Source organism: Brevundimonas sp. UBA5866 (assembly GCF_002432125.1).
Taxonomy (GTDB): domain Bacteria; phylum Pseudomonadota; class Alphaproteobacteria; order Caulobacterales; family Caulobacteraceae; genus Brevundimonas.
This window is the reverse complement of sequence record NZ_DJFS01000079.1, coordinates 78103-96484: the sequence shown is the minus strand read 5'-3', so window position 1 is coordinate 96484 and position 18382 is coordinate 78103. Positions and strand designations below refer to the sequence as shown.

17 protein-coding genes are annotated in these 18382 nt (G+C 60.6%); 12 read left to right on the top strand and 5 right to left on the bottom strand.

The features are described from left to right. Positions 1–34: 34 nt before the first annotated feature. Positions 35–1213, bottom strand: coding sequence for a cystathionine beta-lyase (gene metC, locus B3H86_RS10745; RefSeq protein WP_292053741.1), 1179 nt, complete (start codon positions 1211–1213; stop codon positions 35–37). Between the two features lie 76 nt (positions 1214–1289). Here metC and B3H86_RS10740 point away from each other — a divergent pair, with 76 nt between their 5' ends. Further along, entirely contained in the window at positions 1290–2399 is a 1110-nt protein-coding gene (locus tag B3H86_RS10740) for an amino acid ABC transporter substrate-binding protein (RefSeq protein WP_292053739.1), read from the top strand. Positions 2400–2460: 61 nt separating this feature from the next. Further along, positions 2461–3747 carry a dicarboxylate/amino acid:cation symporter gene (locus B3H86_RS10735; RefSeq protein WP_292053736.1) on the top strand — a complete coding sequence of 429 codons (1287 nt, stop codon included), beginning with the start codon at positions 2461–2463 and terminating at the stop codon, positions 3745–3747. Here B3H86_RS10735 and sseA read toward each other — a convergent pair. Further along, positions 3744–4580 carry a 3-mercaptopyruvate sulfurtransferase gene (gene sseA, locus B3H86_RS10730; protein WP_292053733.1) on the bottom strand — a complete coding sequence of 279 codons (837 nt, stop codon included), beginning with the start codon at positions 4578–4580 and terminating at the stop codon, positions 3744–3746. The genes B3H86_RS10735 and sseA overlap by 4 nt on opposite strands. Positions 4581–4727: 147 nt before the next feature. On the opposite strand from sseA, the gene kdsA reads away from it, so the two are divergent. From kdsA to B3H86_RS10695, 7 genes are all read left to right on the top strand, one after another. Further along, entirely contained in the window at positions 4728–5612 is an 885-nt protein-coding gene (gene kdsA / locus B3H86_RS10725; RefSeq protein ID WP_409450218.1) for a 3-deoxy-8-phosphooctulonate synthase, read from the top strand. Between the two features lie 27 nt (positions 5613–5639). After that, a complete protein-coding gene (rfaE2, locus tag B3H86_RS10720) occupies positions 5640–7109 on the top strand; it encodes a D-glycero-beta-D-manno-heptose 1-phosphate adenylyltransferase (RefSeq protein ID WP_292053728.1) in 1470 nt (489 codons plus the stop codon). Further along, complete coding sequence (rfaD, locus tag B3H86_RS10715; RefSeq protein WP_292053725.1) at positions 7106–8107, top strand: ADP-glyceromanno-heptose 6-epimerase; 1002 nt, start codon at positions 7106–7108, stop codon at positions 8105–8107. The genes rfaE2 and rfaD overlap by 4 nt, the downstream gene beginning before the upstream one ends. Beyond that, positions 8107–9216, top strand: a complete 1110-nt coding sequence (locus B3H86_RS10710; protein ID WP_292053720.1) for a DUF3089 domain-containing protein — start codon at positions 8107–8109, stop codon at positions 9214–9216. Before rfaD ends, B3H86_RS10710 begins: the two co-directional genes overlap by 1 nt. Positions 9217–9277: 61 nt before the next feature. Then, positions 9278–11479 (top strand): DNA topoisomerase IV subunit A, encoded by a 2202-nt coding sequence (parC, locus tag B3H86_RS10705; protein ID WP_292053718.1) that lies wholly within the window; start codon positions 9278–9280, stop codon positions 11477–11479. 98 nt (positions 11480–11577) lie between these two features. Beyond that, on the top strand, positions 11578–12147 hold the full coding sequence (locus tag B3H86_RS10700) for a LemA family protein (protein WP_292053715.1): 570 nt from the start codon (positions 11578–11580) through the stop codon (positions 12145–12147). A gap of 7 nt (positions 12148–12154) precedes the next feature. Next, on the top strand, positions 12155–13192 hold the full coding sequence (locus B3H86_RS10695; RefSeq protein ID WP_292053712.1) for a M48 family metallopeptidase: 1038 nt from the start codon (positions 12155–12157) through the stop codon (positions 13190–13192). Here B3H86_RS10695 and B3H86_RS10690 read toward each other — a convergent pair. After that, on the bottom strand, positions 13189–13929 hold the full coding sequence (locus tag B3H86_RS10690) for an arginyltransferase (RefSeq protein WP_292053709.1): 741 nt from the start codon (positions 13927–13929) through the stop codon (positions 13189–13191). The two genes, B3H86_RS10695 and B3H86_RS10690, sit on opposite strands and share 4 nt — an antisense overlap. A 120-nt stretch (positions 13930–14049) precedes the next feature. Continuing rightward, on the bottom strand, positions 14050–14952 hold the full coding sequence (locus B3H86_RS10685; RefSeq protein WP_292053706.1) for a flagellar motor protein MotB: 903 nt from the start codon (positions 14950–14952) through the stop codon (positions 14050–14052). Between the two features lie 111 nt (positions 14953–15063). On the opposite strand from B3H86_RS10685, the gene B3H86_RS10680 reads away from it, so the two are divergent. Beyond that, positions 15064–15567, top strand: coding sequence for a flavin reductase family protein (locus tag B3H86_RS10680; protein WP_292053702.1), 504 nt, complete (start codon positions 15064–15066; stop codon positions 15565–15567). 28 nt (positions 15568–15595) lie between these two features. On the opposite strand, the gene hemB is transcribed toward B3H86_RS10680, so the two are convergent. Then, a complete protein-coding gene (gene hemB / locus B3H86_RS10675; protein ID WP_292053697.1) occupies positions 15596–16603 on the bottom strand; it encodes a porphobilinogen synthase in 1008 nt (335 codons plus the stop codon). 232 nt (positions 16604–16835) lie between these two features. Here hemB and hemA point away from each other — a divergent pair, with 232 nt between their 5' ends. Both hemA and B3H86_RS10665 read left to right on the top strand, forming a co-directional pair. Next, positions 16836–18062 carry a 5-aminolevulinate synthase gene (gene hemA, locus B3H86_RS10670; protein ID WP_292053694.1) on the top strand — a complete coding sequence of 409 codons (1227 nt, stop codon included), beginning with the start codon at positions 16836–16838 and terminating at the stop codon, positions 18060–18062. Further along, positions 18059–18292 (top strand): DUF6898 family protein, encoded by a 234-nt coding sequence (locus B3H86_RS10665; protein WP_292053691.1) that lies wholly within the window; start codon positions 18059–18061, stop codon positions 18290–18292. The genes hemA and B3H86_RS10665 overlap by 4 nt, the downstream gene beginning before the upstream one ends. Positions 18293–18382: the final 90 nt, after the last annotated feature.

Sequence of the window (18382 nt, the reverse complement as noted above, 5' to 3'; positions counted from 1 at the left end):
TCTGAACCCCGTCAGTAAGGGCGTAAACCCGGCTTTAGCCGCGCCACGCCATTAGTCCACGGTCTAGATCGGCAATCAGGTCATCAACGTCTTCCAGACCTATGTGAAAGCGCAGGATTTCACCCGCGAGGGCTGGCTGGTGAATGCGCCATTCCAACTGCGCGGTGTCATTGGATACCAGACTTTCAAAGCCGCCCCACGAATAGCCCATGCCGAACAGCGACAGGGCCGACATGAAACGATGAACGTCCGCACGGTTTCCGCCCTTCATCACCACACCCAAAAGAGAAGCGCCGCCCTCGAACTGTTCACGCCACAGCTCGTGATGGGGGGAAGATGGCAGGGGCGGATAAAGCACCTCGGCGATTTCGTCCTGCGCCTCCAGCCATCGGGCGACTTTAAGAGCGGACTGGAACTGGGTGCGATAGCGTATGGGCAGGGTGCGGATGCCGCGCAAGGCCAGCCACGCATCATCCGGTGAAACGTGCCAGCCGTTGTCGTCTATTGTCTCGAAGATCGATTGCGACAGTCTGCTGTCGGCGACCGATATGCTGCCCATCAGAATGTCGGAATGGCCGCCCACATATTTGGTGAGTGCCTGCACGCTGATGTCCAGACCATGCTCCAGAGGGCGATAGGCCAGACCGGCGCCCCATGTGTTGTCCACCACGGTAATGACGCCCCGCTCGCGGCAGGCACGCCCGATTGCAGCGATATCGACCATTTCAAAGGTCAGCGACCCGGGGGCTTCGATCAGCACCACACGGGTTCGCTCGCCGATTTCGGCAATGATCTGATCGGCCGTGAAGGCGGCTGGATGAAACCGGGCGGTGACGCCGCGCTGCCCCAGGTGTCGGGATAGAAAACGACGCGTGGGACCGTATACGGCGTCCGTACACAGTATCTCTTCACCGGGACGCAGCACTGCGCACAACGGGACCGTAAGGGCGGCCAGACCCGATGGCACGATATAGCTGTCCTTTGCGCCCTCCATATCGGCCAGTATGCGACGCAACTGTCGTGCTGCCGTGCCGCCATCCAATCCATAGACAGGCCCGTCGGAGGGATTGTTCATCCGCGCCGGATCGTCGTTCAGCATGGTCGATGCGCGTTCGACCGGCGGATTGACAGGGCGACGCCCGCGTCCGCGTTCGGTCGCAGGCGAAATGATACGGGTCGCCAGACTATGGTCTTTATCCTTGGGGGCGTTCATCGTTATCCCGGGTTGCAGCTTGCCGCATACAGAGGTCTAAAGAGGCACGGACGCAAGCGGCCGCAGGAGATTTGGTATGCAAGTTACGTCGGTAGCGTGTCGGGCGCTGGGTTTTGCGACACTCGCGGCCTGTCTGGTGCTGGCCGGCTGTAAACCGGAGGCCGACCCGCAGCAGCAGACCTCGGTCCCGGCCGCCGCCAGTGACTTGCCGGAAATCGTCCATTCCAGCCCCACCTTGCTGCGTGTGAAGGCCCGCGGGCATCTGATTTGCGGGGTACACGAAGGGCTGGTCGGGTTCGCCTATACGGATAATCGCGGGCAGTGGCGCGGCTTTGACGTCGACTTCTGCCGCGCGACGGCAGCGGCGGTTCTGGGGGACGCGAACGCTGTCCGCTATATTCCACTGTCTTCCGCGCAGAGGTTCAACGCCCTGAAAGAGGGGCGCGTAGATGTGCTTTGGCGCAACACGTCATGGACCATGAGCCGCGATACGGGTGGCGATCTCGTGTTTGCGGGAATCAATTACTACGACGGGCAGGGTTTCCTTGTTCGCCGTGCACTGAATTTGTCGAGCGCGACCGAATTGAACGGTGCCCGCATCTGTGTCCACGGAAGCTCAACAAGCGAACTAAATGCCGAGGACTATTTCCGTACACGCGGAATTGATGTTCGCTCTGTGGTTGCTTCCAGCGAGGAAGAAGCGCGCCAGATCTATGCACGCGAGGGCTGTGATGCATTGACCGGGGATGTGTCCGCACTGGCCGCCGCACGCAGCCTGATGTCGGATCCGCGCCAGCATGTTGTGCTGCCCGAGGTGATCTCCAAAGAGCCACTGGGACCCGTTGTCCGCGCGGGCGACGAGCGGTGGGCCGCCGTGGTTCGATGGGTCTTGAATGCCCTGATTTCCGCGGAAGAATTGGGTGTGACCAAGGCGACCGCCAAGACCATCAAAGAGGGTGAGGGCGCATCGGCCGTACAACGGCTTCTGGGATACGAGGGTGACTTTGGTCCCCGCCTTGGTCTTGGCCGCACATGGGCGCGTGATGCCATCGCGGCCGAAGGCAACTATGGCGAGATTTTCGAAAAGAACATCGGTACGCAATCTCCGCTTGATTTGGAGCGGGGTTTGAATGCGCAATGGAGCTCCGCTCAGGGTGGCTTGATTTACGGCTTGCCTATCCGCTAGGCGGCATAATCCAGTTTTGTAAGGGGGATTCATGGATCAGGCATCGAAGCGCGGCCTACCAATGCACGTGTTGATGTTGATCGGCTTTGCCGTCGGCCTTGCCGGCGGCCTGGTGGTCAACACAACGGTGGGTGGCGATACGCAGTGGGTCCAGTGGGTCACCACGAATGTGACCGGCCCGATTGGTCAGCTTTTCCTGCGCCTGCTGTTCATGCTGGTGCTGCCGCTTCTGTTCTCGGCGCTGGTTGTCGGCGTGGCCGAGATGGGCGACCTGAAGGTTCTGGGGCGCGCGGGCTTCAAGAGCCTGGCCTTTACCGTTTTCGTTTCTGCCGTGGCCGTTTTGATCGGTCTGGTGATGGTCAACATCTTCCGTCCTGGTGACGGCGTTGATCCCGCGGTGGCGCAACAACTGCTTGATCAGGGCAAGGCCGGTGCTGCCGGTATCGTCGAGAACGCCAAGGCAGGCTCGACGGCTGGCGAGTTCTTCCTCGATCTCGTGCCCTCGAACGTGTTCGCTGCGGCTGCCAACAATGAAATCCTGCCGGTCATGGTCTTCGCCATGCTCTTCGGTATCGGCGTTGTCATGGTGCGCAACAGCGCGACCGACCACCTGCTGAAATCGCTGGAAGGCGTTTTCGAGGTGATGATGAAGCTGATCGGCCTCGTCATCAAACTGGCCCCGTATGCGATTGCCTGTCTGATGTTCAATCTGGCGGCGCTGTTCGGTTGGGACCTGCTGCTGCGCCTTGCCGCCTTCGTCGGTGTGGCCGTCGGCGCAATGGCGATCCACATGTTCGTCGTCTACCCGCTGCTGATATGGAGCATGGGTGGCCGCAACCCGGTGACCTTCTTCAAGGATATCCGTGAAGCTGTCGTGGTCTCGTTCTCGACCGCCTCTTCGAATGCCAGCCTGCCTGTGTCGCTCCGCGTCGCTGAAGAAAAGCTGGGCCTGCCGCGCAAGATTTCCCGATTTGTGCTGACCGTCGGTGCGACGGCCAACCAAAACGGTACCGCGCTGTTCGAAGGCGTGACCGTGCTGTTCCTCGCCCAGTTCTTCGGTGTGGACCTCAGCCTTGGCCAGCAGTTCATCGTGATGATGATCTGTATCCTTGGCGGTATTGGTACGGCGGGCGTTCCTGCGGGCTCGCTGCCGGTCGTGGCCATGATCCTTGGTATCGTCGGCGTTCCGCCGGAAGGTATCGGCCTGATCCTCGGCGTGGACCGCTTCCTGGATATGTGCCGTACCACGCTGAACGTCTCGGGCGATCTGGTCGTGGCGACCCTGGTGTCGCGCGGCGAGGAAGATACGCCGGATGCCGAGCCGGAACCTGAAACGGTGACGGCCTAGGGTTCGATGGGGGTGTCCTTGCGGCTCCCCCATTCCGACCATGACCCGTCATAGATGCGCGACGGCTTGCCCAGTATTTCCAGACCCAGTGTCAGGATGGCTGCGGTAACGCCCGAACCGCAGCTGGTGATGACGGGGCGATCGAAATCTACACCGATTTCCTTGAAGGCGGCTTCCAGTTCGGAGCCGCCTTTTATCGTGCCATCGGCGTTAAGCAGCGTGCTGTAAGGCAGGTTGAGTGCGCCGGGCATATGGCCGCTTCTCAGACCCTCGCGTGGCTCGGGCACTTCGGCGTTGAAGCGGGCCGCGCTGCGGGCATCGATGATCTGCGTGTCTGTGCCCAGCGCTGAGCGTACATCGTCGATAGAGGCGACGGCGTGTGCATCCAGCGTCGGTACAAACCGGGCCGGGGGCAGGGCGGGTCCTTGACCGCTCTGCACGCGATGGCCGCTGCGAATCCAGTACGGCAGCCCGCCGCTGAGCACCTGTACGTTTTCCGCGCCAAAGACCCGCAGCATCCACCACATACGTGCTGCCGAAAACAGGCCCTGTGTGTCGTAGACCACGATGCGATGCGTGTTTGCGATACCGTGCGCCGAAAGGACCGTGGCGAACTGTTCAGCCGACGGGAAGGTATGCGGCAGCGATGAAGCGGCATCCGACACCTCATCGATATCGATGAACACAGCGCCGGGAATATGGGCTTCGACAAAATCGATGCGCGCATCGCGCTTATCCATCCAGAAGCTGGCATCGATAATGCGCAGATCGGGCTGGTCGAGGATGGCGGACAGTTCGGCGGCGGTAATGACGGGCGCTGCAGATTGGGTCATCTGTCACACCTAACATGATCAAACGGGAGCGGCTGCGAAATGATTGTGTCAGTGTGGTCACCAAAGGTGAGCGCGTGATAACTTGCGTTCTGCCGCATGTGACGCCACCTAACGCCTGACTGTGGCGCAGCAATGCGCTGACTCGTGATTGAAAGTTACGCCGTGACCCAACCCAACTCCGTCATCACCTTGTCCGAAGGTCTGGCCAAGCCCGTCGTGATCGGTGGGGGCAACCGCATCGTTTTCATCGCCGGTCCGTGCCAGATGGAAAGCCGCCAGCATGCCCTGGAAACCGCCCACCGCCTGAAAGAGATCGGTGAGCGCCTGGATGTCGGCATCATCTACAAAACCAGCTTCGACAAGGCGAACCGCACCAGCGCCAATGCCGCGCGCGGTATCGGCCTGGCCGGCGCCATGCCGATCTTTGCGGAAATCCGCGAGACTTATGGCCTGCCGACCCTGACGGATGTTCATAGCGAGGCGCAGTGCGGTCCGGTCGGCGAAGTGGTCGATGTGCTGCAGATTCCGGCCTTCCTTTGCCGCCAGACCGACCTGCTTCTGGCCGCAGCGGCCACAGGCAAGGCGATCAACGTCAAGAAGGGCCAATTCCTGGCTCCCTGGGACATGAAGAACGTCATCGCCAAGATTACCGGCGCCGGTAATCCGAACGTCATGGCCTGCGAGCGCGGCGCATCCTTTGGCTACAACACCTTGGTCAGCGATATGCGCGCCCTGCCCGAGCTGAAGTCCATCGGCTGTCCTGTGGTCTTCGATGCCACGCACAGCGTTCAGCAACCGGGTGGCCAGGGAACGTCTTCGGGCGGTCAGCGTCAGTTCGTACCGATTCTCGGCCGTGCGGCCGTGGCAGTCGGCGTAGACGCCGTATTCATGGAAACCCACGAAGATCCGGACAATGCCCCGTCTGACGGCCCGAACATGGTCCCGCTGGACAAGTTCGAGGCTTTGGCTGCCGAATTGATTGCCTTTGATGATCTGGCAATCAAGGTTGGTGCCAAGGGCCCTGTGGCCTGATCGGCAGGAATCCGTTAGTTCGGCATTATGGCTGAACGCTCTTTTGATCTCGCAGAGCTCCAGAACCTTCTGGAGCGTATCAAAGGCATCAAGGTCGCCTGTGTCGGCGACCTGATGCTCGATCGCTTTGTGTATGGCGAGGTCAGTCGAATATCACCGGAAGCGCCCATTCCGGTTCTGAAGACCCGCCGCTCGGTTTCCATGCCGGGCGGAGTGGGCAATGTGGCGCGAAATATCGCCGCCCTTGGTGCGACGGCCCGATTGGGCGCGGTCGCGGGTTCGGATGCTGCCGGTGACGAACTGGCCGCGCTGATTGCAGACGAAGCCCGCATCGAGGATGTACTCTCCCGTCCGCAAGATGCCGGGACCATCGTCAAAACCCGTTTCGTGTCGTCAGGCCAGCAGTTGCTGCGTCTGGACGAGGAGGCCACCTCCGGGGCCTCTTACTCGGACCCGACGGTGTTCGAGGGTTGTGGCGCCATTCTGCTTTCTGACTATGCCAAGGGCGTGGTCAACGATGGCGTGATCGCTCTGGCGCTGGAAGCGGCCAAGAGCACAGGCGCACCCCTTATTGTGGATCCCAAGGGCACCGACTTTGCCCGTTACGGTTCTGTCGATCTGATCAAACCCAACGCCAGCGAACTTTCTGCGGCGACGGGCCTGCCTGTGGGGACGGACGAGGAAGTAGAGCGTGCCTTGGCCGCTTTGATCGACACCACAACGGTACGCGCCGTTGTGGTGACACGTGCCGGCAAGGGCATGAGCATGATCCAGCGCGGTGGCAAGGTGGTTCATTTCCCCGGTCGCGCGCGTGAGGTTTTCGATGTTTCGGGGGCGGGCGATACGGCACTGGCCGCACTCGGCCTCGGTCTGGCTGCGGGGCTGTCACTCGAACAGTCCGTTCAATTCGCGATTCTCGCCTCGGGTGTGGTCGTGGGTAAGGCCGGTACTGCCGTGGTCACGCCGCGCGAACTGATCGATGCAGAACGTACGCGGGGCGGCCGCGTCTCTGCCAATGACCTGTACGAGGTTGAAGCACTCGCCGACCAGGTGGCACGCTGGCAGGCTGATGGATTGAAGGTCGGCTTTACCAATGGCTGCTTCGATATCCTGCACCGCGGCCATGTGGCCTATCTGGCGCAGGCCCGTGGCTGGTGCGACCGCCTAGTGGTTGCATTGAACACGGATGCCTCTGTCAGCGCTCTCAAGGGGCCGACGCGACCGGTGAACAACCTGGACAGTCGTGCGGCCGTTATCGGTGCGTTGGCCAGCGTCGATGCCGTGACCTATTTCGACCAGCAGACGCCACTGGATTTGATCAACCGTTTGCGCCCGAATGTTCTGATCAAAGGCTCCGACTACACCAAGGAGCAGGTGGTCGGCGCTGTGGAGGTCGAAAGCTGGGGCGGGGAGGTGCGTCTGGCCAGTTTCGAGGACGGCTATTCCACAACGCGCACCATCGAGAAAATGAAGTCCGGTTCGGAGAAGACCGCATGAGCCCGCGTATGATCGTTGTAACGGGCGGTGCAGGATTTATCGGCTCCAACATCGTTGCCAGTCTCTGCGAGGCCGGAACGTGGGACGTCGTCGTCTGCGACCGCCTGGAAACGGCTGATCTTGGCAAGTGGAAGAATATTGCCAAACACCCGATCGCTGACTTCTGGGAGCCGGAAGAGATGTTCGAGCGGCTGGATCACCACGCCGCAAACATCGAAGCGATCATCCATATGGGGGCGATCTCCTCGACGACCGAACCGGACGCCGAGTTGATCATGCGCACCAACTTCACCCTGTCACGCGACATATGGGACTGGTGCGCGGCGCATCAGGTCCGCATGATCTATGCCTCTTCTGCCGCCACCTATGGCGATGGGGAGCAGGGCTTTGAGGATGCCGATGATTTTGACAGCCTGTCTAAACTTCGTCCTCTAAATGCATATGGTTATTCAAAATATTTGTTTGATCAATACGCTGTCCGCCAGTCGGGACGTGGCAGGGCACCGTCCCAGTGGGCGGGTTTGAAGTTCTTCAACGTCTATGGGCCCAATGAAGGGCACAAGGGCGGGATGAAATCCGTCATTGCGCAGATCTGGCCCAAGGTTGCCGCGGGCGAGACGGTCAGCCTGTTCAAATCCCACCGTCCTGACTATGCCGACGGGGGCCAGCTGCGTGACTTCGTGTTCGTTGACGACATTGTCTCGATCATCAACTGGCTTTTGCAGCGCACTGAAATCAATGGCGTATTTAACGCAGGTTCAGGGCGCGCCCGCTCATTTGCCGATCTGGCAAAGGCCACCTTTGCCGCCGCAGGCAAGGAGCCGAAGATCGCCTATATCGACATGCCTGTTTCGATCCGCGACCGGTACCAGTACTTTACCGAAGCCCGCATGGATCGACTGAGGGCCTTGGGTTACGACGGCCAGTCAACGCCGCTGGAAGAAGGCGTCCGACGGTATGTGCAGAACTTTCTGGCGACAGAGGATCCTTATCGCTGATGTCCAAGCGTCCAAGCTTCAAGCGTTGGTTCAGGCTGTCGCTATTCGCGCTGCTGCTCCTGCTGCTTGTCGCCTTGGCGGTCTGGCGCGGTGATATCCTGCGGGCCGCACTTGATCCCCAGGTGCCGTTCCAGACGTATACGCCGCCTGCGGCACCGGATTATGCCAAGAGTTCGGCCTGGGCACTGCGTAATGCCAGTACTCCCGGTTCGGGTGATGCCTCGGTCTTCTTCCTGCATTCCACAACCTTTGACGGCGGCAAGGAGTGGAACGGGCCTATCGGCGATGCAAAGGCCGACGCCTATCTGGAACAGATTGTTCTGCCGAATTTCGCGGCACCCTTTGCCATCGCCGGCAATGTCTCTGCTCCGCTGTACCGGCAAGGCAGTCTGTATAGCCGCCTGACACTCCGTGAAGACGCGCGTGAAGCCCGTGCCTTTGCCTATGGCGATGTCGAAGATGCATTCGAGCATTGGCTGGCGCTCCATCCGGATGGCCCGATCGTTCTGGCCGGTGTCGAACAGGGTGCTGAACTTCTGGCGCGCCTTTTACGTGATCGGGTGGCCCGGGATGCGGCACTCAAGGAGCGGCTGGTCGCGGCCTATATGATTGACGCAATGGTTCCGAAAGATGCGATTGCGCTGCCTATCTGTTCAAATCGCGAGGACAGCGGATGTCTGCTGGCCTGGTCGATGGTGGACGAGGGGACAACGGGCGTCGTCTCGCGTAGGCAACGCCGCGCCCTGTTCTGGGACGACAAAGGGCGTCTGGTGGAATCGGGGGACCGGCCAATCATCTGCGTAAATCCGGTTTCCGGTGCTGACGACATGCTCAAGACCGATCCTAGACGCCATCTGGGCGCTGCCAATGCGGCGGGACTGGAATGGGGCGTCCGTCCGGCCTTTATTGACCGCGCTGTGGCGGCCCAGTGCCGCGACGGCTTTTTGCGCAATACACCGCTGAAGTCGGAATCGTTTCGCGAGCAGCGTGCTTGGACCGACCGGCGCAAGGCAAAGCCCTACAACCTCTTCTATGCCGACATAATGGCGGATGTTCAGGCCCGTCTTTCGGCGTGGCACAACAAGAAAGACACCGCTTTTCGTCCATAACCCCCAAGCGGTTGCGCAAACGGGCTAGACTTCCGGCCTCTGATCTCCGATTCGAAATCGTATGACCGTTCACACCACTCCGCCGAATGGCGGCCGCATCGTCGAAGAACCGATGGCCGAGGCGCTGTCGCGCCGCTATCTGGCCTACGCGCTGTCGACGATTACCAACCGTGCGCTGCCGGATGTGCGTGACGGGTTCAAGCCCGTTCACCGCCGCATCATGTACGCCATGCACCAGATGCGCCTGAACCCGCAGTCTGCGGCGCGTAAATGCGCCAAGGTGGTGGGTGAGGTCATGGGTGGATACCACCCGCACGGTGACGCCTCGATCTATGAAGCCCTGGTCCGTCTGGCCCAGGATTTCGCCCAGCGTTACCCGCTGGTGGACGGTCAGGGGAACTTCGGCAACATCGACGGCGATAGCGCCGCGGCGATGCGTTACACCGAATGCAAGCTGACGCCCGCCGCTGTTCTGCTGCTGGAAGGCATCGACCAGAATGCCGTCGATTTCCGCCCGACCTATGACGATCAGGACGAAGAGCCGGTTGTTCTGCCTGCCGGTTTCCCGAACCTGCTGGCCAATGGTTCGTCGGGCATCGCCGTGGGTATGGCGACCTCGATCCCGCCGCATAACGTCGGCGAACTGATCGACGCCTGCCAACTGCTGCTGGACAAGCCGGAAGCCAATACCGACGACCTGATGCAGTTCGTGCCGGGGCCGGACTTCCCGACGGGCGGTGTTTCGGTCGAGGGCGCGGCATCCATCCGCGAAGCCTATGAGACGGGCCGTGGCGGCGTACGCGTCCGTGCCAAGTGGGAGACCGAGGACCTCGGTCGCGGCGTCTGGCGCGTGGTCCTCACCGAGATCCCGTATCAGGTCCAGAAATCCAAGCTGATCGAACAGCTGGCCGACCTGATCGAGAACAAGAAGGCCCCGTTGCTGGCCGATGTGCGCGATGAATCGGCGGAGGACATCCGTCTGATCCTCGAGCCGAAGAACCGCACGATCGAGCCGGAAATGATGATGGAGAGCCTGTTCAAGCTCTCCGATTTGGAAGCCCGCTTCCCTATCAACATGAACGTGCTGGATGCCACGGGCACGCCGCGCGTCATGAGCCTCAAGGAATGCCTCAGGGCCTTCCTCGACCACCGTCGCGAGGTTCTGAACCGCCGCTCGCAATGGCGCATCGAGAAGATCGAGAAGCGCCTGCATCTGTTGGAAGGTCTGCGTATTGCCTTCCTCAATCTGGATGAGGTCATCCGCATCATCCGCGAGGACGAGCATCCCAAGGCGACCCTGATCGCGCGCTTCAACCTGACGGAAGTTCAGGCCGATTTCATTCTCGATACCCGCCTGCGCCAGCTGGCCCGTCTGGAAGAAATGGTCATCCAGCAGGAATACGACAAACTGGCCGAAGAGCTGGCTGGCCTTAAGGCCCTGACCTCGTCCGAAGCTAAACAGTGGAAGGCCATCGGCAAGGAACTGCAGGCTGTTCGCAAGGCCATGCTGTCGCCGCGCCGCACGGTCATGGCGGACGCGGTCGATAGCTCGGCCTTTGTCGCGCCCGAAGCCTTCATCCCGCGTGAGGCCATCACCGTTATCCTGTCGGAGCGTGGCTGGATCCGCGCGGCCAAGGGTAAGGTCGATGATCCGTCTGAACTGAAATTCAAGGAAGGCGACAAGCTGGCCTTCCTCGTGCCCGCCTATACGACCGACAAGCTGCTGATCGGGGCATCGGATGGCCGTATCTTTACGGTCGGTGCCGACAAGCTGGCGTCGGGACGTGGTCACGGCGAGCCGCTGCGCCTGATGATCGACCTTGATGAAAAGGCCGATATTATCAATGTCGTAGCGCACGAACCTAATGCAAAGCTTCTTGTCGCATCGACGGCTGGCTACGGCTTTGTGGCACCGGAAAACGATCTGCTGGCCCAGAAGCGCGGCGGCAAGCAGGTCTTGAACGGCGAGATGAAGTCCATGCTGCGCGTCAATGGCGACCACGTCGTCACCATCGGCGATAACATCAAGACCCTGATCTTCCCGATTGCCGAACTGCCTGAAATGGGCCGTGGCAAGGGCGTGAAGCTGCAGAACTTCAAACAGGGCGGACTGGCCGACGTGGCTGTGTTCAACGCCGAAACCGGTCCGGAATGGGTCGATGGTGGCGGTCGCAAGCGCAAGTGGGATGACTGGCGCGACTGGCTCGGCAAGCGCGCCGGTGCGGGCCGTCAGGGACCGCGCGGAATGCGCAAATTCCGCTAATCCCGAAAAGGCGGGCTCTTCTGTCTGATTTGTCACTATCAAACGGCAGAACGAGCCCGCATACTCCCGCTATCCGTCAGGCATAGGGGAGCGTTTTGATGCTGGGTTTGATCGTCGTAGTCGCCATCATCGCCATTCTGGCGTTTGTGGTTATCGGGGCCTACAACCGTCTGGTCGCGCTGGACCAGGCCGCGAACCAGTCCTTCGCCGACATCGACGTGCAGCTGAAGCAACGTCAGGACCTGATTCCCAATCTCGTCGAGACGGTGAAAGGCTATGCCGAGCATGAAAAGGGCACGCTGGACGCGGTAACCCAGGCCCGCGCCGCTGCCGCCGGTGCCCGTACGCTGGATGATAAGGTACAGGCCGAGAACATGCTGACGGGGGCTCTGGGCCGCCTGTTTGCCGTCTCGGAGGCGTATCCGGACTTGAAAGCGAATACCAACTTCCAGCAGCTGCAACTGGAACTGTCGGACATTGAGAACAAGCTGGCTGCTGCGCGTCGTTTCTTCAACAACGCCATCAACGAGTTCAACTCCTCCCGCCGTCAGTTTCCGACCGTTCTTTTCGCCGGAATGTTCGGTTTCGGTACGGACAAAGCCTTCTTCGATGTGGGTTCCGAAGAAAGGGCGGCCTTGAACTCTGCTCCGCCTACGGTGAAGTTCTGATACGGTGATGAAAGGTTTCGGCCCTGCGGTCGGCATCAAGACCTTCATCTGGCAGAACAATGCCCGTTCCGCGCTGCTTCTGGCCGGTTTTCCGGTTCTGCTGGTCATGCTCGTCTTCGCCGTCAATGTTCTGGCGATCAGCTGGGGCTTGATTGGAAGCTCCGGCGGCGCTCTGCAGGACGATCTTGTGCTTGCCGCGGACAACAGCCTGCGCAGCATCCCCGTGGCCTTGCTGGGGGCGGTCATCTGGTTCGCGATCGCCTATTTCGGCCAGCAGTCGCTGATAGATGCCATAACCGGCGCGCGCCCTGTCAGTCGCACAGCCGAACCGCAGCTTTATAATCTGCTGGAGAACCTGTGCATTTCACGCGGGATCACCATGCCATCCCTGCGCATCATCGAGACCCACGCACTGAATGCCTATGCCTCAGGTCTGCATGATGGCCAGTACTGTGTGACGGTCACACGTGGCTTGCTGGAAAGACTGGATCGTGACGAACTGGAATGTGTGCTGGCGCACGAACTGACACATATTCTGAACCGCGATGTACGCACGATGGTGATCGCTTCGATCTTTGCGGGGATCATCAGTGTTGTTGCCGAGATCATATTCCGCGCGCTTTTCCACTCTGGCAGGGGGCGTAGGGGCGGGGACAGCAAGAACGCCGTGCCCCTGATGCTGATCGGCCTTGCGATCGGCGTTATCGGCTACGGTCTGGCTATTGTGATCCGTATGTCCCTATCACGCACACGCGAATATGTGGCCGATGCTGGGGCCGTAGAACTGACGAAAAATCCTGACGCGATGATCTCGGCCCTGCGCAAAGTGTCAGGCGTTTCAGCCATCAAAGCGCCGGAGGAACTGCGTGGAATGCTGTTGGACAACACAGCAGACAAGAGCGGATTTTCCGGTCTGTTTGCCACCCATCCGCCGATCGAACGCCGGATCGCGGCGCTGATCGAGTTTTCGTGTGGCCGCGATATCGCCTTTGAACGAGAGGCTGCGGCCTATCAGCCGCAATCGACATCCGTACCCTTGAGCTAGAGTTGGTCCAGGCGTTGCCAGCCGAAAAGGGTCAGTCCCTCAAGGGGACGGTAGCTGGCCTTGTAATCCATCGTGGGCGACCCCTTCACCCAATAGCCGAGGTATAGGTACGCAAGGCCGACGCGCCGGGCTTGATCGATGTGGTCCAGCACCGTGTTTCGCCCCAGGCTGCGTTTGGGCATTTCGGGATCGAAGGCGCTGTATACCATAGACAAACCGTCGGACAGGACATCGATCAAGGCAAAGCCGACAAGCGGGCCACGCCCACCATCGGCAACCGGTAACCGGTATTCGATCACATGCGTGCGGACGCTGCTGTCCTCGATCATGGTCACGAAATCGCTTTCGGACATCTCGTTCATACCGCCTTCGGGATGGCGGGCGGACAGATAGCGTTTGAGCAGGTCGTATTGCTCTTCTGTCGCTACGGGATCGACAATCGTCCGTACCAGATCGGCATTGCGGCTGCGGATCTTGCGGTCCGTGCGGTTGAGTGTGTGCAGTCCCACGGGGATACGCACCGAAACGCAGGCCGCGCATTTCTCGCAGGCCGGTCGATAGGCGATATTCTGGCTGCGGCGAAAACCGGCGTGGGACAGGGCATCATTGACATCGGCCCCGTCCGCGAATGGCAGGTGCGCGAACACCTTCTTCTCCATCCGGTCCGAAAGATACGGACAGGGGGCCTCGGCAGTGACATAGAATTTCAACTGTCGGGTCGGGATGTGCTCCGTCATGCGATGCTCCGCAAAACAGGGAGGATCGCCAACCACGAGCCTGGTTTTGAATGCCGCACACGGATCATCATCCGATAGTGCGCCCCGTGCCGTTGTTTTCGCAAGGGGGCGCTCATTGGCTTAAAGGCTAGTATCTCGTGGCAAAACCGGCGCTTCACGCAGAAGAACGATGGCGATACGGCGATTGCCGGCCAGCGAAGGATCGTCCGGATACAGCGGGTCGGATCCCGCCTTGCCCGCTACCGAATAGATGCGGTCAGTATTTACGCCGGCTGATTGCAGGATTTGGCGTGAAGCATCCGCGCGTGCGGAGGAAAGAGGCCAGTCGCCGGGTGCGCTGGCGCGGTTGGAACCGGCAACGGCGCTGGTGTGGCCCGAAATCGAGATACGGTTCGGCAAGCGGTTGATCACACGTGCCACCGCGCGCAGCAGGGTTTGCGCACGTGGATTGGGGCGGGACGAGCCATTCTCGAACATCGAACGCCCTTCCTGGTCCACCAACTGGATACGTAGGCCTTCCGGCGTCTGGTCGATGATCAACTGCTTCGACAGTTCGGCCAGCTCGGGCATGGATTGCATGGCCTGACGCAGGGATTCGGCCGCGCTGGCGAAATCAGCGGCCTCACGACGCGCGATCTCGGCGCGAAGGGCGGCTTCGCTGGCGGATGCCAGGTCGGATGACTGACCCGCATCCTCGGGCGATTCCGGTGCCGGCGGTGCAAGCTGTTCGATCATGCTGTTGGAGCCAGCGCCCTTGGCGCCCACATCGTCGCCCAGCGATGTCCCGCCCAGCAGACCGCCTGAGCCGGAACTGGTCGCGGATACGGAGGAGGGCGCGAAATATTCCGCGATGCCGCGCTTCTGTTCCGGATCGGTCGTGTTGATCAGCCACATCAGCAGGAAGAAGGCCATCATCGCGGTCACGAAGTCGGCATAGGCCACCTTCCACGCGCCACCGTGGTGGCCGTGCCCCTGCACCTTTTTGACCTTTTTGATCAGGATGGGGCGGTCGCTCTGCGCCATTATTCCGAAACCTTAACCTTATTCGTCAGGCTTAATGTCACGACGGGCGTTAAGAAGCGGTTGTCTTTTGGCGGGCTTGCTGCGCGAAGCGGTACGGCCTAGTCAGGGCTTGTGACCGGTTTTTCTGAAAAATCTTCCGCTTTTGATCCCCGTGCCTATCGCCGTGCACTGGGTGGCTTTGCCACGGGGGTGTGTGTCGTGACGGCCCATACCGCTGATGGTCCTTTGGGCATCACGGTGAATTCCTTCACATCGGTGTCGCTGGATCCGCCGCTGGTGCTGTGGTGCATGGACATCAAATCAGACCGACATGACGCCTTCAAAGGTGCCGGGCAGTTTGCGGTCCACATGCTGCCTGTCGAAGACAAGGCCATGTCCGACCGTTTCGCATGGGGCGCGGCACGTCTCAGCGAGGATGAGTTCGACACGACAAACCCCGCGCCGCCGCGACTGCGTAATGCCGTGACCCGTCTTGAATGCGAAACGGACCGGCAGATTGTGATGGGGGACCATCTTGTGATCGTCGGGCGCGTGATGTCGTTTGAAACGCGCCCGGGCGATGCCTTGACCTATTTCCGTGGTCAATATGGAACGGCACCCGATCCCACCGCCTGAGGCGACGGGACCGGGCAGCAAGCCGTGATTATGCGCCCAATTTGCGGGCGGCTTCGGGTGCGAAATAGCTGATGATGCCGCTGGCACCCGCTCGTTTGAAGGCGTGCAGGCTTTCCAGAATGACGCGGTTTTCGTCCAGCCAGCCATTGGCGATGGCGGCCTTCATCATCGCGTACTCGCCCGACACCTGATAGGCGAAGGTCGGGATGTGGAAGGTCTCGGTCACGCGCTGGACGATATCCAGATAGGGCATGCCCGGCTTGACGATTACGGCGTCGGCACCTTCGGAAATGTCCATCGCCACTTCACGCAGGGCTTCCTCTGTGTTGGCGAAGTCCATCTGATAGGTCTTCTTGTCGCCCTTCAGCGCCGTGGCCGAGCCGACGGCATCGCGGTACGGGCCATAGAAGCCCGAGGCGAACTTGGCGGCATAGGAAATGATGATGGTGTCCTGATAGCCGTTGGCTTCCAGCGCATTGCGGATGGCCTGGATGCGGCCGTCCATCATGTCCGAAGGAGCGACCGCATCGGCACCCGCATGGGCGTGGATGAAGGCCTGTTCCTCAAGGCGCTCGATGGTGACGTCGTTGGCGATCCTGTCGCCTTCCATCACGCCGTCCTGACCATGGTCGGTGTAACAGTCCAGCGCCACGTCGGTCATGATGCCGACTTCGGGTGCCGCGTCCTTCATGGCGCGGATCACTTCGGGAATCAGGCCGTCAGGGTCGGTGGCTCCCGAGCCGACATTGTTCTTGGGCGTGTGGGCGATGTTCGGGAACAGGGCGATCATCGGAATGCCCAGATCGCGGGCCTCCAGCGCAGCGTTAACCGCTTCTTTGCGCGACAGGCGGAATACTCCCGGCATGGACTGTACGGCGACTTTGTCTTCGTCGCCGTCATGGACCACGATCGGCCAGATCAGGTCGTTCGGAGTGAGCGTGGTTTCAGCAACCAATCTGCGCACCCACGGTGCCGCGCGCAGACGACGCGGGCGGGCATAGGGAAAGGCGGCGGGCTGAAAGGGAGGAGTGCTCATGGCGATTGTCCTTGGAACGCGAATGGCGGTGCTAAACCAATCCGCTAGCGTGTGCAAAACACGCCAAGAAACGTCTTCTTTCGTTCATGTGAACAACGACAGAAGCTTGGCTTTGCGTGCGAACGGTTATCAGTTGGTCGAACTGGGTCATTTTGTCCGGCCTCAACCGTGGACATCACAGCGGCAAGAGCGCAAATAGGCTAAAGCCCTTATAAAGAAAAGAAACGCAGTTTTGTTCGACTATAAATCCGCCTTTCAGAACTCTGTAGAGCAGGTCCGCGCCGAAGGCCGTTACCGTGTCTTCGCTGACCTGAAGCGCGTGCGTGGCCAATTTCCCAAGGCCGTGCGCCGTCGTGAGGATGGCAGCGAACAGGACGTCGTTATCTGGTGCTCGAACGACTATCTGGGCATGGGCCAGCATCCGGTCGTTCTGGATGCCATGCACGAAGCCATCGATACGGTCGGCGCTGGCGCAGGCGGTACCCGTAACATCTCGGGAACGACACGTTCGGCTGTCGATCTGGAAGCCGAACTGGCCAGCTGGCACCAGAAGGAAGCCGCGCTGCTTTTCACTTCGGGCTATGTCGGCAACGAAGCGACGCTTTCGACGCTGCAAAAGATTCTGCCGGGTCTGATCATCTTTTCTGACGCCCTGAACCATGCCTCGATGATCGAAGGCATCCGTCACGGCGGCGGCCCGCGTCATATCTTCCGTCACAATGACTTGGAACATCTGGAAGAGCTGCTGGCGGCGGCTCCGGACGATGCGCCCAAGCTGATCGCCTTCGAGTCGGTCTATTCGATGGACGGAGACATCGCGGACCTGAAGGGCACGATCGCCTTGGCCCGCAAATACAACGCCATGACCTATCTGGACGAAGTGCATGCCGTTGGCCTGTACGGCGCGACCGGCGCAGGTGTGGCCGAGCGTGATGGCGTTCTGGCCGAGATCGACATCATCGAATGCACGATGGGCAAGGCGATTGGCGTCATGGGCGGTTATATCGCTGCCGATGCCGTTATCGTCGATGCCGTCCGCAGCTGGGCCTCTGGTTTCATCTTTACGACTTCGCTGCCGCCGGCGCTGACCGCCGGTGCGCTGGCATCGGTACGTCACCTGAAATCGCACCCCGAACTGCGCGAGCAGCATCAGGAGCGGGCACAGGCCTTGAAAGACCGCTTTGCCGCCGCTGGCCTGCCGGTCATGCCGTCCGAAAGCCACATCGTTCCGGTGCTGGTGGGCAATCCGGTCCACTGCAAGAAGATCTCGGACATGCTGCTGGACGACTACGGCATCTACGTCCAGCCGATCAACTATCCGACCGTGCCCAAGGGGACGGAGCGCCTGCGTTTCACGCCGTCTCCCAACCATGACGACGACATGATGAACAAGCTGGTCGATGCTATGGACAAGCTGTTCTCGCACTGCAACGTCGCGCGTCGTCCTGTTGCCGCATGAGCCAGCGTGACAGCGAACTCGGCGAGGTGATCGTCGAGTTCGTCCGCAATGGTGCCTATCTGAAATGTTCGGCCATTCACGTCGCCACGGGCCGCGAGGTCAGCGCCGTGGGACCGGCCAATGATCCGCGTAGCGTGGAGCGCGTCGCTGTGGCCAAGCTCAAGCGTGCGCTGATGCCTGATAATTCCGCGAATAACGGTTCAGCGCCACGTCGTTTCACCACGATATGATGGGGCAGGGGGCGTGATCATCCCTTAGATGTTGTGGTGTTCGGCAACGCAGCCTAGATAGAAGCACCGTTTTCCCCACAGCCTTCGGGA

Coding starts and splice junctions, on each gene's coding strand:
- B3H86_RS10695 (WP_292053712.1), top strand. CDS start 12,155: ATGAAAGGTTTCGGCCCTGCGGTCGGCATCAAGACCTTCATCTGGCAG.
- B3H86_RS10690 (WP_292053709.1), bottom strand. CDS start 13,929: ATGACGGAGCACATCCCGACCCGACAGTTGAAATTCTATGTCACTGCC.
- hemB (WP_292053697.1), bottom strand. CDS start 16,603: ATGAGCACTCCTCCCTTTCAGCCCGCCGCCTTTCCCTATGCCCGCCCG.
- B3H86_RS10735 (WP_292053736.1), top strand. CDS start 2,461: ATGCACGTGTTGATGTTGATCGGCTTTGCCGTCGGCCTTGCCGGCGGC.
- metC (WP_292053741.1), bottom strand. CDS start 1,213: ATGAACGCCCCCAAGGATAAAGACCATAGTCTGGCGACCCGTATCATT.
- B3H86_RS10685 (WP_292053706.1), bottom strand. CDS start 14,952: ATGGCGCAGAGCGACCGCCCCATCCTGATCAAAAAGGTCAAAAAGGTG.
- parC (WP_292053718.1), top strand. CDS start 9,278: ATGACCGTTCACACCACTCCGCCGAATGGCGGCCGCATCGTCGAAGAA.
- B3H86_RS10665 (WP_292053691.1), top strand. CDS start 18,059: ATGAGCCAGCGTGACAGCGAACTCGGCGAGGTGATCGTCGAGTTCGTC.
- B3H86_RS10740 (WP_292053739.1), top strand. CDS start 1,290: ATGCAAGTTACGTCGGTAGCGTGTCGGGCGCTGGGTTTTGCGACACTC.
- rfaD (WP_292053725.1), top strand. CDS start 7,106: ATGAGCCCGCGTATGATCGTTGTAACGGGCGGTGCAGGATTTATCGGC.
- B3H86_RS10710 (WP_292053720.1), top strand. CDS start 8,107: ATGTCCAAGCGTCCAAGCTTCAAGCGTTGGTTCAGGCTGTCGCTATTC.
- rfaE2 (WP_292053728.1), top strand. CDS start 5,640: ATGGCTGAACGCTCTTTTGATCTCGCAGAGCTCCAGAACCTTCTGGAG.
- sseA (WP_292053733.1), bottom strand. CDS start 4,580: ATGACCCAATCTGCAGCGCCCGTCATTACCGCCGCCGAACTGTCCGCC.
- B3H86_RS10700 (WP_292053715.1), top strand. CDS start 11,578: ATGCTGGGTTTGATCGTCGTAGTCGCCATCATCGCCATTCTGGCGTTT.